Raw genomic sequence first — 12,574 nt, 5'->3', positions numbered from 1 at the left:
CTGGGAGAAATCCATCGCTTCCGCCGAGGCGTGGATATTCATCGCCCATATCCGCGTCCTGACCAGGCGCCTCGCAAGGTATTGGCACGGCGCGTAGAGTTTCGAGTCCGGCTCTCAGACAGAACCTAGGCCCGCGCGCCCCGGCCGCCGATGACATTGGCGTTACCCTCCCCGGCGCACGCCCTCCCTCGGCGCTCCGCCCGGGTCACCCGCGGGTCTCGTCGGGAGGTATCACGGCCTCCGGCATCGCGTGGCGCAGGAAGCTCTCCCGAACCGTGCCATCCGCCTTGAGGCCGCGAACCAGTTCGCTCGCGACGGCGAGGGCGGCGTCATGGCCCTTCGGGGCGATCACCGCCGTCTCGGCGACGTGGAAATTCCCCTCCGTCACGCGCGTTCCCGGCATCTCGCGGGCGATGTCCTCGAGGGCGAGCCGGCCGAGCGCGAGCGCGTCGCCCTTGCCCTCGGCGAAACCCGTCCGCGCCTCGGCGAGATTCGCCGCGGCGATGAGCGTCGCGCCGCCCGCGACCTTCTCGGCGCTACGCAGGGTCGCGGTCCCGGCGACGCCTAGAATGACGATGCCGGGACGATGCAGGTCCTCCGCGCGGCGGAAGGGGCTGTCGGCCCGCACCAGATAGCTGCTTTCCCCGACATGGAACGCGGTTCCCACCAGCACCGCCGCGCGCCGCGAGGCGTCGATCGGCGTGAAGGAAATGTCCCAGACGCCATCGTCGGCGGTCGCGATGATCTCGGCCGAGCTCGAAAGCGGGACGAGCGAGACGGGAAGGCCCGTGCGCGCGCCGATCGCGCGGGCGAGGTCCACCGTCACCCCCTCGGGCTCGGTTCCCCCCTCGGGGATGCGCGTCCAGACGGCCGATTTCGTCGAGCCGACGGCGATCGCCACGCGGATCGCGCCGGTGGGTGCGAGACAGTCGTAGTTCACCAGTCCACCTCGAATTTCGTGACAAGATCCCGGATCTGCGCGTCGGTCAGCATCACCGGATCGGAGCCGCGTGTCAGCAGTGCGAGCCGCGCGGTCTCCTCGAGCTCCTCGGCCGCGTAGACCGCCGCTTCGAGATCCTTTCCCGCGACCACGGGCCCATGGTTGGCGAGAAGCACCGCCGAGCGCCGGCCCGCGAGACCGCGCACCGCCTCCCCCATCGCGGGATCTCCGGGGCGGAAATAGGGCAGGAGTTTCACCCGGCCAAGCCGCATGATCGAATAGGCGGTGAGCGGCGGCAGCGCGCTCTCCGGATCGGTCCCGGGCAGCATCGAGAGCGCNAGGAGTTTCACCCGGCCAAGCCGCATGATCGAATAGGCGGTGAGCGGCGGCAGCGCGCTCTCCGGATCGGTCCCGGGCAGCATCGAGAGCGCCACCGAATGGGTCGAATGCAGGTGCACCACGGCGCCGACGCGGGCGCGCGTCTCGTAGAAGGCCGAATGCAAGGCCATTTCCTTGGTCGGCGCGTCGCCGGAGACGAGCCGCCCGCCCGCGTCGAAACGGGACAGACGCGCGGGGTCGAGATCGCCCATGCTCGATCCGGTGGGCGTGACGAGCAATCCGCCATCCTCGGTGCGGGCCGAGATATTGCCCGAGGCGCCGCCCGTCAGGCCGCGATCGAACATCGATCGGGCGAGCCGGCAGATCCGCTCACGCAGGAGAGCGTCCGACATCATGCGCCCTCCGCGAGCACCCGGGCCGCTTCCTCGAAGAAGGTCGGCCGCCCGAAATTGCCGGATTTGAGCGCCAGCGTCAGTTCACCCGCGCGCACCGCCGGCACGCCGGGGTCGATCTCGGGGCCGATCTCCAGCGCGCCGAGCGCCAGCCCCTCGACCACCGCGCCCGAGGTTTCGCCGCCCGCCGTGATGAGCCGCCGCACGCCGCCCGCCACGAGCCGGCGCGCGGTCTCGGCGAAAAGCGCCTCGATGGCGGAGGCGGAGGCTTCGCGCCCATGCTTCTCCTGCGCCGCGCGCACACGCTCCGGATCGGCCGAGGAATAGGCGAGCGGCAGGCCGTCGCTCCGCGCGAGCAGCCAGTCCGCCACGTCCCCGGCGCGGGTCTCGCCGGCCAGCACCGCGTCCACGTCGATCTCCAGCGCCGGATGCCGGGCGCGATGCGTCGCGATCTGTTCGCGCGTGGCGATCGAGCAGGAGCCCGAGAGGATCGCGGCCGGTCCCGGCGATCCGGACCAGCCGCCGCCCTCGCCTCTCAGGAGCCCGCGCCGCCTGAAGTTCCCCGGCAGGCCGAGAGCGATTCCGGAGCCGCCGGTGACGAGGGGCAGGCCGTCCGCCGCCGCGCCGATGGCGATGAGATCCGCGTCCCGCGCCGCGTCGACCACCACGAGCGCATGCCCCCCCGCGTCGGCCGCGTCGAGCGCGTCCCGGATCGCGGCGGGGCCCGCGAGCACGGTCGGCAGCGCGACATGGCCGATGCCGAGCCTGGTCTGGCGGCCGAGCCAGCGGCGGATGTCTGGGTCCGTCATCGGTGTCAGCGGATGGTCGCGCATCCCGCTTTCCGAGAGCAGCCGGTCGCCGACGAAGAGATGGCCCTGGAAGACCGTCCGGCCCGTCGCGGGGAAGGCCGGGCAGATGATGACCCGGGTCGCGCCGAGGGCGTCGGCGAGCGCCTCCACGACCGGGCCGATGTTACCTCGGGGTGTCGAATCGAAGGTCGAACAGTATTTGAACAGGATCTGCCGGCAGCCCTGCGCGCGCAGCCATTCGAGCGCCGCGAGCGACTGGGCGACCGCCTCGGCGGCGGGGATCGTGCGCGATTTCAGCGCGACGATGCCCGCCTCCACCTCCGGCGCCGCCGGGTCTTCCGGTACGCCGCGGTATTGCGTGACCCGCATTCCCTGTTTCGCGAGCGTGTTGCCGAGGTCGCTCGACCCGGTGAAATCGTCGCCTACGCAGCCGAGCAGCATGCCGTGCCTCCTTTCGGATACCAGTGCGTTCCGGGCATCACGCGATCCTCCGGGCGGCGCCTTCGACCAGGGCGCGCATGGCGGCGACGGCGGCGTCGGGGCTGGTCAGGACCGGCGCGCCGGCGACGGCGCGCACGGCGGGCGCGGCGCGGGAGGTCGAGAAATGTGCGAGCATGATGGCGTCGAACCCGTCGAGTTCGGCCGCCGCCCCGGCGACGAGCCGGTCGTGGGTCTCCGCGTCGCCGACACTGAGGGCCGCGAGCGCGGGCTCGACCAGCACCGTCGAAAGCTGCGCGCCGGGCGCGGTTCGGGCCGCGAGCGCGTGGAATTCCGCCGCCATCCCGGCGACCGACGAGCCGAATGTGGCGATCATCGCGATGTTCGGGCCGCGCGCGAGAGCCTGGCGGAACATCGCCTCGTTCGGTTTCAGCACCGGCACGTCGAGCCGGAGCGCCGCGGCGTCGATCGCCGCGCCGAAGGCCGAGCAGGTGAAGAGCACGCCCGCCGCCCCGGCGCCTCGCGCATAGGCGGCGAGCGCGATGATGCGCTCGGTCAGCGCGGGCGTTGGCTCCTGCGTCCTGGCACGATCGATGGTCAGCCCGTCGTCGAGCAGGTTGACGGTCTCCGCTTCGGGCCAGCAGGCGAGGAAGGCCTCGCGCACCGGCTCCATCGCGACCGGGGTCGCGTGGACGAGCGCGATTCGGGGTGCTGTTCGGGATGCCATTCGGGGTGGCGCGGACATTCGCGATCTCCTCCGGGTGAGAAGGACGGCGGCCGGGGAGCTTCCGGCCGCCGCGAGGGTTCAGGCGGCGGGGAAGAGCCAGACGCTTTCGCGCGGTACCGAGGCCCAGACCTTGCCGGAAGGCAGCGCGGTCGGGCCGAACGCCTTGGCCTTCAGATCGCCGTAGTTCAATCGGTATTCCCAGCGGTCCCCGAGATAAAGGCAGTGCTCGAGATCCATGGCAATCCGGTCCTGTCCGGGCTCGGAATGGACGCCGATCCGCTCCACCCGGATGACCGCGTTGCCCTCGCCCTCGCCCTCGCCGACCATCATCCCGTCGAGCGCCCAGTTCGCGCCCCGGATCCGGCCCGATCCGTCGGGGCCGCGCTCGATGCGGCCCATCGCCACGTTGTTCGCGCCGAGGAAGTCGGCGGCGTAGAAGCTCGCGGGCCGCTGGTAGATGTCCTGCGGCGCGCCCTCCTGGACGATGGCGCCCTGCTTGAGGAGCAGGATATTGTCGGAAGCGGCGAGCGCCTCGGCCTGGTCGTGGGTCACGAGCACGCCGCAGATCTCGAGGTCGAGCACGAGCTTGCGGATCCAGTAGCGCGCTTCCTCGCGGAGTTTGGCGTCGAGGTTGGAGAGCGGCTCGTCCATCAGGAGCACGCGCGGCTCGTAGACCAGCGCCCGGCAGATCGCGACGCGCTGCTGCTGGCCGCCGGAGAGCTGGTCGGGGTAGCGGTCGGCGAGATGGCCGAGGCCGATGTTGGCGAGGGTGGCCTGCACGCGCTTGCCCGCCTCGACCTTGTCGACGCCGCGGAGCTTCAGCCCGTAGGCCACGTTCTCCGTCACGGTGCGGTGCGGCCAGAGCGCGTAGGACTGGAAGACGAGGCCGATGCCGCGGTTCTCGGGGGGCAGCGCGACCCGCTTCTCGTCGTCGAGCACCACCTTGTCGCCGATCCGGATATAGCCGAGTTCCGGCTGTTCGAGGCCGGCGACGCAGCGCAGCAGCGTGGTCTTGCCGCTGCCCGAGGCGCCGAGGAGCGAGACGATCGACCCGCGCTCCGCCTGGAAGGACGCGCCCCGCAGGATGTGGAGACCACCGAGATACTTGTGGACGTTGCGAACGACGAGCTCAGTCATGGATCTTGGCTCCCAGCTGGAGGGCGAGGCCGATGGCCGCCGCCGTGAGAAGGATGGAGACGAAGGCGAGCGCGGCGATGATGTCCATCGCGCCGGTCTGCAGGAGAGAGACCATCAGCGAGCCGATGACCTCGGTGCCCGCGCTCATGAGATAGACGCCGGTCGCATAGTCGCGCAGGAAGACGATCATGATCAGCGCCCAGGCCCCGGCGAGACCCGGCCGGATGATCGGGATCACGATGTCGCGCCAGCTCCGCCCGATCGTGGCGCCGGTGGTGCGCGCCGCCTCTTCGAGTTCCGGCGCGACCTGGATCAGCGTGCCCTGCAGGAGCCGCAGGCCATAGGAGAGGCCGACGACGAGATAGGCGACGAAGAGGCTGATGAGCGTGGTCCGGAACGGCACGAGGAAGGGCACGAAGAGGAACAGCCAGAAGAAGGCGAGGCCGATCATCAGGCCCGGCATCGCCCGGGGAAGCAGCACGATGTAGTCGAGCAGGGTGTTCGACGCGTCGCGGTTCCGATGCCCGGCGAGGCCGACGACGAGATAGACCGCCACCGCGCAGGCACCGCCCACCACCGCGAGGATCATCGTGTTGACGATGCCGCGCGTCAGGCTCGGCACTTCGAGCAGGTTGGCGAAATGCCGGAGCGTCAGATGCTCGAGCGGGTTCACCCCCTGCCCCCAGGCGCCGACGAAGGCGCGCAGCGTGATGCCGCCGATCGGAAGCACGACCGAGACGAAGAGCCAGAACCCGATGATCGAGAGCGCGATCGCCTGACCCTTCGGCCCGAGCCGCATCACCTGGGTCCGCGCGCCCTTGCCGCCGAGCGCGGCGTAGCGGCGGGCGTGGCGCAGCAGGCGCCGCTGGTACCAGACGAGCGGCAGCGTCATCAGCACGAGGAGCACGACGACCACGGCCATCAGCTGGTAGGTCGGCACCCCGAAGAGCGTGGTGAGCTTGTAGACATAGGTCGTCAGCACCACGATCCCGCTCGGCTCGCCGAGCACGAGCGGCACGCCGAACATCTCGAAGCCGATCATCAGGTTCAGCGCGGTCGCGAAGACGAGCGCGGGCAGCACCATCGGCACGGTCACGTCTAGGCAGACCCGCCAGAGCGGCGCGCCGGTGACACGGGCGGCCTCTTCGAGATCCGAGGGGAGGTTCCGCATCGCCGCCGAGACGTAGAGATAGACGTGCGGCACGTGGCTGAGGCCGCAGACGATGATGATGCCGGTCAGCGTGTAGAGGTTCCACGGCGAGAAGCCGAGCAGATCGCGCACCGCCATGGTGATGAACCCCGACGGTCCCACCGCGACGGTATAGCCGAAGGCGAGCACGATCGACGAGATGAACATCGGCACGAGCACCAGCACTTCGAGCGCCTTGCGGAACCTCACATCGGTGCGGGTGATGAGGAAGGCGAGCGCGGCGCCGAGCGGGACCGCGATCGCGACCATGCCGAGCGCCATGATCACCGTGTTCCCGAGCGCCTCGTAGAACATCGAGTCGGTCAGGATGTAGCGGTAGGCTTCGAGCGACGCCTTCGCCGCCGGGGTGAAGAACGGGTTGTCGAGAAAGCTCTGGTAGACGATCAGGACCACCGGGGCGAGGACGACGACCGCGAGCAGTCCGATGATGGTCCGGCGGAGGGCGAGGGCGTCGCCGGGTTTCGGGAAGCGGCTCGGGCGTTTCGCCAGCTCCGCCGCCGCGAGCGCGGTGGTGAGCCCGGACGGAACCGGTGTGGATTGGACGGCCATGGCGCGTCTCCTTGCGTGCGTGTTGCGGGGAACACCCGCCGCGACCCGCGCGACGGGCGCGCGCGGGATCAGCTCTTGCCGGCCGCCTTCCACTGCTTCAGGAAATCGACGCGCTTCATCGGCGACATGTAGTCGAGCAATGCCTCGTCGAGCACGATCGGCCGCAGGTTGCCGCCGACCACCTCGTTCAGCCCGTCGAGATCGAGGCCGCCCTCGATATCGGTCCTGACCGAGGGCAGGTCGGCCGCCGCGAGCGCGCCCTGGCCTTCGGGTGACAGCATGAAGTCGACGAAGAGCCTGGCGGCCGCCGGATGCGGGGCGTCCTTCGGGATGCCCGCGACCCGGGAGAAACCGGCGGTATGGTCGGTCGTGAAGGCGACGCCGAGGTTCTCGATCTCCTTCGCCCATTCGATGCCGTAGGAGCCGATGATGTTGAAGGCGAGCACGTTCTCGCCGGAGACCACCGTTTCCTTGACCGAGCCGGTCGAGGAATAGGTCTTGCCCCGCGCCGCCGAGAAGGCCGCCGCGAGTTCCCAGAAATCGGTGGTCTGGAGCGCGTCGTTGGTATGGAACAGGAAGCCGCTGCCGCTCTTCTCCGGGTCGAAGGTCGCGACCATGCCGGAAACCTCGGGATCGGCGAGGAAGGCGATCAGTTCGGCCCGCGTGTGAGGAACCTTGTCCTCGCTGACCGAGAGCTTGTTGTAGATGATCCCCACCGGCTCGATCGTGGTCGCGTAGAGCATGTCCTGGTACTTGCCCCAGTCGGGCACCACCCCCGCCTCCGGCGAGGCATAGGCGTCGAGATAGCCGTCCGCCGCCAGCTTCATCTGCAGGTCCATCGCGGAGCTCCAGATGACATCCCCGCCCATCTGGCGCGCGGCCGCCTCGGCGATGACGCGGTTGTAGGCGCCATTGGTACCCACGTCGTTGTAGTCGATCCGGATACCGGGATATTTCGCGGCGAAGGCGTCGAGCAGGCCCCGCGCCTGGGAGATGTCGGTCGAGGTATAGACCGAGACGGCCCCCTCCTCGGTGGCAGCCTCGACGAGCGCGGCGTCGGCGGCGAAGGCGGCCGGGGAGAGCGAGAGCAGCGCGGCGCAGCTGAAAGCGGTCAGTCTGGACATGATGTTCCTCCGTTGGTGCTGTCGTCGCGGTCGCCCCCGATGAGGGCGCCGCGCCTTGTCGGTTTGTTGGGGAGTCAGCCGGCGGCGGCGGCGCGGAGCTCGGGCACCGCGATGGCCTCGGCGACGAGATGCCCGAAATCGTCGCAGTTGGTGGAGCCGCCGAGATCCCGGGTCCGGTTGCCCGGTTCGGCGAGCACGGCGTCGACCGCCTCGGTGATCGCCTGGCCCGCCGCCTCGAAGCCGGGCAGGCCGCGCTGCTCGCCGAGCCAGCTCAGCATCATCGCCGCCGACAGGATCAGGGAGGTCGGGTTGGCGACGTTCCGGCCCTGGATGTCCGGCGCCGACCCGTGCTGCGCCTGGGCGCAGACGAGGCCGGTCTGGGCATTCGCGTTGATCGATCCGGCGAGGCCGAGGCTCCCTGAAAGCTCGCTCGCGAGATCGGACAGGATATCGGCGTAGAAATTGGTCGTCACGATCACGTCGTAGCGCGAGGGATCGCGCACCAGATGCGCGGCCATCGCATCGATGATCACCTCGTCGAGCCGGACCTCGGGGAACTCGCAGGCGACCGTGCGCACCCTTTCGAGGAAGAGACCGTCGGTGACGATGAAGTTGTTCGCCTTGTGCACGGCGGTCACGTGCCTGCCGCGCTTCATCGCCATCTCGAAGGCGGCGCGGGCGATGCGCTCGCAGGCCGGCGCGGTGATCTTGCGTACCGAGAGCGCCACGTCCGGGGTCGGCATGAACTCCCCGATGCCCTTGAACATGTTCCGGTCCGGGTAGAAGCCCTCGGTCGCCTCGCGCATGATGACGATGTCCATCGCCGGCACCCGCGCCGGCAGGAACGGCCGCACGCGGGCGGGACGGACATTCGCGTAGAGGTCGAGCCCGGTGCGGAACCCGGCGGAGACGTTGATCCCGCCCTCGTCGCGTGCCGGATAGTCCATGTGCGACTGCGGGCCGAGGATCACGCCGTCGAACCGGCGCGCGCGCTCGATCGTCTCCGGCCTGAGCGTCGTGCCGTATTTCGCGAGACTGTCGAAACCCGTCTCCTCGTATTCGAACTCGAGGCCGAGTCCGAAGGCGCTGTCCGTCGCCTCCAGCACCTCCATCGTCGCCCGCGTGATCTCCGGGCCAATGCCGTCGCACGGCACAACCATGATGCGCATCTTCTCTCCTCCTGCGTTCGGTCGTGGCCCCGCGGCCCGACTCGGTGTGGAGGCAGTATTGGCTTTTTATCTGAAAAGATGCAATCTAAAAATTGGATCTACGGCGAAGCCCGCCGGCCGGTCGCGTCCTCCCTCGGCTGATCCGGCTGTTTCGTCGACAGAGCCGCCCCAAGGTGGCGGCGCATCAGATAGGAGGCGTCCACGATGGAACCGTCTTCAATTAACTTCAGTATTTCAATATGTTCAGCGCATTGAACATAGAGGCGGCGGCGGTCGATCTCGGTCCGGTACTCCATCAGACGGCGCATCCGGTTCACCCGGACGAGCGCCTGGTGGTAGAACGGATTGCCCGAGAACTTGATCAGCTCTTCATGGAATGTAGCTCCACTTTCGAGCAATCTTTCGCCTGGAAGCCGTTCGATATCCGTGTCGAGCATCCGTTCCTGGATGCGTCTCTGCTCGAGGAGCACGCCGCGATCGACGCGGTATGTCGGTTCCAGCATCGCCGCCGGCTCGATCGTCTGGCGGAAGCGGTAGATCTGCGCGAAAGCCTCCGCCGTCTTCGCCACCGGCAGGAAACGCCAGCCATATCCCTGCTTGCGCTCGACCCATCCCTCACGGGAGGCGCGGACCAGGATGTCGCTGAGCTGCGCCTTGGTCAGATCATAACGGGAGCGCAGCATCTGCTCCGTCACCTCCGCCGGAATCCGGTTGGCAAGCCAGTCCTCGGCGACGCGCTGGTAGTCATTGGGCGTGTCGAACGGATGCTGATCCGCACCCTCGGGACCCGGCTGCTCCCGGGCCGGCGGCGCGGAGCGGACGAAATAGCCCCGGTTCTGGTGCTGGTCGAGATAGCCTTCCTCGGCCAGAGCCTGCAACGCCTCGCGCACCGGCGACCGCGACACCTCGAACCTGTCGGCGATCCGCTGCGCGCTCAGATGATCCCCGATGGCGATTTCCCCGGTGGAGATGGCGTCCAGGAGATCCCTGGCGATCCTGATGGCGAGCGGGCTCGATATCGACATGCGTGGCATCCTTCCGTGCGCCGGGGACATCCGGCGGCTTCGGAGGGGAAGATTGCACGTCGCTATTGGCTATTCCAGCGTATCGGTGCAAATTCCACGGGCGGGCACCATCGCCCTTCACCGGGAGGGGATGGACCGGACTGTTCCGATCCGGTTCGGGCGACCGGGCGAGCTGCGATGAGTCGCGGATCGCTGCGCGGCGCCGAGGCCACCTCGGATCGATCGATGCCGCGGAAACCATGCGGCGCGATCATTTGGCGCGATCATTTGTTGTGATGTGCATCAAATCAGAACCGAGCACCTTGCGCGGGTCAAGGTCAATCATACGCATCGCGCGTCTGCGGAAACTTTCCGGCCCCGTGCTCCTCCCCGATCAGTGGAGCCATGTGTCAAAATATTTGTTGCTCTCTCATACAAAATGAATTACACCACCGGCATCGGCTCGCGGTCAGGGAGGAAACGTCATGCGGCGGCTCGGAATTCACTCGTTCGTCTGGACGGGCGGTCAGACCCAGGAGGGGCTGGAGATGGCGCTCGACAAGTCGGCGGAGCATGGCTACCGCATGATCGAATTCGCCTATCTGCGGCCCGAGAAATTCGATCTCGACCGGCTGGCGAAACGGGCGAAGGACCTCGACATCGAGATCGTCGTGACGATGGGCCTGCCCGCCGAGGCCGATGTGTCGAGCGAGGACAAGGCCGTGGTCGCGAAGGGCACCGCGATGCTCTCGGACGCGGTGAAGGCGGTGCGCGACATCGGCGGCATCCGGCTCGGCGGCATCCTCTATTCGATGCATGGCAAGTACGATGCCATGCCGACGCGCGCGGGCTGGATGAACAGCGCCGGCGCCGTGGCCGCGACCGCCGAGGTGGCGAAGGACTGCGGCGTCGAGATCGTGCTCGAAGTCGTGAACCGCTTCGAATCGAACCTTCTCAACACCACCGCGCAGGGGCTTCGCTTCATCGCGGATACCGGGCGGGACGACGTGTTCCTCCACCTCGACACCTTCCACATGAACATCGAGGAGGCGAGCCCGGCGGATGCGATCCGGCTCGCGGGCGACAAGGTCACCTATTTCCATTTCAACGAGAACTACCGCGGCTTCCTCGGCACCGGGACGATCGATTTCCCGAGCATCTTCGCGGCGCTGGTCGATATCGGCTATGACAACCGCGACGTGGTCTTCGAGAGCTTCTCGAGCGCGATCGTCGATGAGGCGCTGTCGCGGGTCTGCGGCATCTGGCGCGACACCTGGGACGACAACAACCCGCTCGCGGCCCATGCGCGCCAGTTCATCGAGCAACGCTGGGCCGAGGCGGTCCGGCGCCGCGAGGTGAACGCCGCCGCCTGACGCGGAGTCCCCGCCGCCGCCCGATCCGGTAAGTATTCCCCGGATCGAAGCCGAGGAGTCCCGCGATGACCGAACCCTTCCCGTCCAGCTCGCCCCGGCGCATCCGGCAAGGCAATGTGATCGCCGCGCTTCGGGCGCTCTTCGAGCACGGGCGGCTGAGCAGGGCTGAGATCGCGCGGCATCTGGGGCTGAACCGCTCCTCGTCGAGCCATATCGTCGCGGAACTGGAGGCGAGCGCGCTGGTGCGCGAGGTCGTCTCCGGCGGGGGCGGGCGCGAGGTCGCCGCCGGACGGGGGCGGCGCGCCGGGCGGCCCGGCATCCTCCTGGAGCTCGATCCGGGCGCGGCCTCCTTCATCGGGACGGAGATCGGCGTCGAGCATATCACCACGCTCCGGATCGATCTCGCGGCCGGGATCATCGGCCAGCGCGTCGAGCCTTTCGACGGGCGCGCGGTCCCGGCGCGCGAGGCGGTCCGGCGCGCGCTCGCCCAGGCGCTCGACGGGCTGTCGCCCGAGGCCGCCGCCCGGGTCGAGGGCTTCGGTCTCAGCGCCCCGGCGCAGATGGACGCGACCGGCAAGGTGCGCGTCGCGCCGCTGCTCGGCTGGCGGGACGAGGATCTCGGCCTGCTCGCGCGCGAGGCGCTGGCGGAGCTTTCGGGCGCGGATCTCGCCGGTTCGCGGCTCGACCCGGATCTGCCGATCATGGTGGAGAACGAAGCCAATGCCTTCGCCTTCGGCGAGGGCTACCGGGACAGGGGCGGCCGGCGCGGCGTCACGCTCTTCCTCGTGCTGGAAACCGGCGTGGGCGGCGGCATCGTCATCGACGGCCGGCTCTTCCGGGGCGGCCACGGGCTCGCCGGCGAGATCGGGCATGCCCGCTACCGCGACGGCGGCGAATTCGAGCAGCTGCTCGGCCTTGGCCATCTGCTGCGACGCTACCGCGAGGAGGGGCGCGCGCCCAGTTGCTCATCCGGGCCCGCGTCGGAGGATGCCACGCTCGCGGACTTCCTCGATCATGTGCGCGACCGGGTGCCGGCGGCGGTCGGGATCGCCGAGGACTGGGCGCGGGATCTCGCCCATGCGATCGCCACCGCCTGCCGGCTGATCGATCCGAACCGGATCGTGCTCGGCGGCTCGGTCGCGGCGCTCTATCCGCTCGTCGCCGCCCGCGTCGCGCATTATCTCGGCGCGGCCCAGGCGCCGAGCTTCCCGGTCCCGGCGATCACGGTGCACGAGGCACCCGAGACCAGCGCGGCCTTCGGCGCCGCCTGCATGCTGCACCAGCGGTTCCTGTCGCTGGAGAACCAGACACTCACGGATCAGCAGATCGAAGCGGACCCGCCAGCCTGACACCGCTTCGGGGA

At 69.0% G+C, this 12,574-nt stretch carries 11 protein-coding genes and 1 pseudogene; 3 read left to right on the top strand and 9 right to left on the bottom strand.

Annotated elements, in window-relative coordinates; genetic code table 11:
- Positions 1 to 97, top strand: a pseudogene (locus tag ACLJK8_RS20200) (IS5/IS1182 family transposase); the annotation flags it as partial.
- 108 nt (positions 98 to 205) lie between these two features.
- Here ACLJK8_RS20200 and ACLJK8_RS20195 read toward each other — a convergent pair.
- The 9 genes from ACLJK8_RS20195 to ACLJK8_RS20155 all read right to left on the bottom strand — a co-directional run bounded on the left by ACLJK8_RS20195 (position 206) and on the right by ACLJK8_RS20155 (position 9,859).
- Positions 206 to 940: a transporter substrate-binding domain-containing protein gene (locus tag ACLJK8_RS20195; protein ID WP_413152167.1), complete on the bottom strand. Its 735-nt coding sequence runs from the start codon at positions 938 to 940 to the stop codon at positions 206 to 208.
- Positions 937 to 1,674, bottom strand: coding sequence for a class II aldolase/adducin family protein (locus tag ACLJK8_RS20190; protein ID WP_413152166.1), 738 nt, complete (start codon positions 1,672 to 1,674; stop codon positions 937 to 939). Before ACLJK8_RS20190 ends, ACLJK8_RS20195 begins: the two co-directional genes overlap by 4 nt.
- Positions 1,671 to 2,921: a 3-oxo-tetronate kinase gene (gene otnK / locus ACLJK8_RS20185; RefSeq protein ID WP_413152165.1), complete on the bottom strand. Its 1,251-nt coding sequence runs from the start codon at positions 2,919 to 2,921 to the stop codon at positions 1,671 to 1,673. The genes ACLJK8_RS20190 and otnK overlap by 4 nt, the downstream gene beginning before the upstream one ends.
- Positions 2,922 to 2,958: 37 nt before the next feature.
- Positions 2,959 to 3,663, bottom strand: a complete 705-nt coding sequence (locus ACLJK8_RS20180) for an aspartate/glutamate racemase family protein (protein ID WP_413152164.1) — start codon at positions 3,661 to 3,663, stop codon at positions 2,959 to 2,961.
- A 60-nt stretch (positions 3,664 to 3,723) separates the two neighbouring features.
- Complete coding sequence (locus tag ACLJK8_RS20175; RefSeq protein WP_413152163.1) at positions 3,724 to 4,782, bottom strand: ABC transporter ATP-binding protein; 1,059 nt, start codon at positions 4,780 to 4,782, stop codon at positions 3,724 to 3,726.
- Positions 4,775 to 6,541 (bottom strand): ABC transporter permease, encoded by a 1,767-nt coding sequence (locus ACLJK8_RS20170; RefSeq protein WP_413152162.1) that lies wholly within the window; start codon positions 6,539 to 6,541, stop codon positions 4,775 to 4,777. Before ACLJK8_RS20170 ends, ACLJK8_RS20175 begins: the two co-directional genes overlap by 8 nt.
- A gap of 68 nt (positions 6,542 to 6,609) precedes the next feature.
- Entirely contained in the window at positions 6,610 to 7,665 is a 1,056-nt protein-coding gene (locus tag ACLJK8_RS20165; RefSeq protein ID WP_413152161.1) for an ABC transporter substrate-binding protein, read from the bottom strand.
- A gap of 74 nt (positions 7,666 to 7,739) precedes the next feature.
- The gene (locus tag ACLJK8_RS20160) at positions 7,740 to 8,834 is read right to left on the bottom strand and encodes an isocitrate/isopropylmalate dehydrogenase family protein (protein ID WP_413152160.1); all 1,095 of its coding nucleotides are present in this window, start codon (positions 8,832 to 8,834) and stop codon (positions 7,740 to 7,742) included.
- 98 nt (positions 8,835 to 8,932) lie between these two features.
- Positions 8,933 to 9,859 (bottom strand): GntR family transcriptional regulator, encoded by a 927-nt coding sequence (locus ACLJK8_RS20155; protein WP_413152159.1) that lies wholly within the window; start codon positions 9,857 to 9,859, stop codon positions 8,933 to 8,935.
- Positions 9,860 to 10,323: 464 nt separating this feature from the next.
- On the opposite strand from ACLJK8_RS20155, the gene ACLJK8_RS20150 reads away from it, so the two are divergent.
- Positions 10,324 to 11,211 (top strand): sugar phosphate isomerase/epimerase family protein, encoded by an 888-nt coding sequence (locus tag ACLJK8_RS20150; protein ID WP_413152158.1) that lies wholly within the window; start codon positions 10,324 to 10,326, stop codon positions 11,209 to 11,211.
- 65 nt (positions 11,212 to 11,276) lie between these two features.
- Positions 11,277 to 12,560, top strand: a complete 1,284-nt coding sequence (locus ACLJK8_RS20145) for an ROK family transcriptional regulator (RefSeq protein ID WP_413152157.1) — start codon at positions 11,277 to 11,279, stop codon at positions 12,558 to 12,560.
- The last annotated feature ends 14 nt before the right edge of the window (positions 12,561 to 12,574 follow it).

Source organism: Amaricoccus sp. W119 (assembly GCF_047275745.1).
In the GTDB taxonomy this organism is placed as follows: Bacteria; Pseudomonadota; Alphaproteobacteria; order Rhodobacterales; family Rhodobacteraceae; genus Amaricoccus.
The sequence above is the reverse complement of the archived record's forward strand: the minus strand, read 5'-3'. Positions and strand labels throughout refer to the sequence as shown.

What these genes read in the sequence shown, in the direction of transcription:
- ACLJK8_RS20145 (WP_413152157.1), top strand. Translation starts at nt 11,277, where the DNA reads ATGACCGAACCCTTCCCGTCCAGCTCGCCCCGGCGCATCCGGCAAGGC.
- ACLJK8_RS20170 (WP_413152162.1), bottom strand. Translation starts at nt 6,541, where the DNA reads ATGGCCGTCCAATCCACACCGGTTCCGTCCGGGCTCACCACCGCGCTC.
- otnK (WP_413152165.1), bottom strand. Translation starts at nt 2,921, where the DNA reads ATGCTGCTCGGCTGCGTAGGCGACGATTTCACCGGGTCGAGCGACCTC.
- ACLJK8_RS20155 (WP_413152159.1), bottom strand. Translation starts at nt 9,859, where the DNA reads ATGTCGATATCGAGCCCGCTCGCCATCAGGATCGCCAGGGATCTCCTG.
- ACLJK8_RS20175 (WP_413152163.1), bottom strand. Translation starts at nt 4,782, where the DNA reads ATGACTGAGCTCGTCGTTCGCAACGTCCACAAGTATCTCGGTGGTCTC.
- ACLJK8_RS20165 (WP_413152161.1), bottom strand. Translation starts at nt 7,665, where the DNA reads ATGTCCAGACTGACCGCTTTCAGCTGCGCCGCGCTGCTCTCGCTCTCC.
- ACLJK8_RS20160 (WP_413152160.1), bottom strand. Translation starts at nt 8,834, where the DNA reads ATGCGCATCATGGTTGTGCCGTGCGACGGCATTGGCCCGGAGATCACG.
- ACLJK8_RS20150 (WP_413152158.1), top strand. Translation starts at nt 10,324, where the DNA reads ATGCGGCGGCTCGGAATTCACTCGTTCGTCTGGACGGGCGGTCAGACC.
- ACLJK8_RS20180 (WP_413152164.1), bottom strand. Translation starts at nt 3,663, where the DNA reads ATGTCCGCGCCACCCCGAATGGCATCCCGAACAGCACCCCGAATCGCG.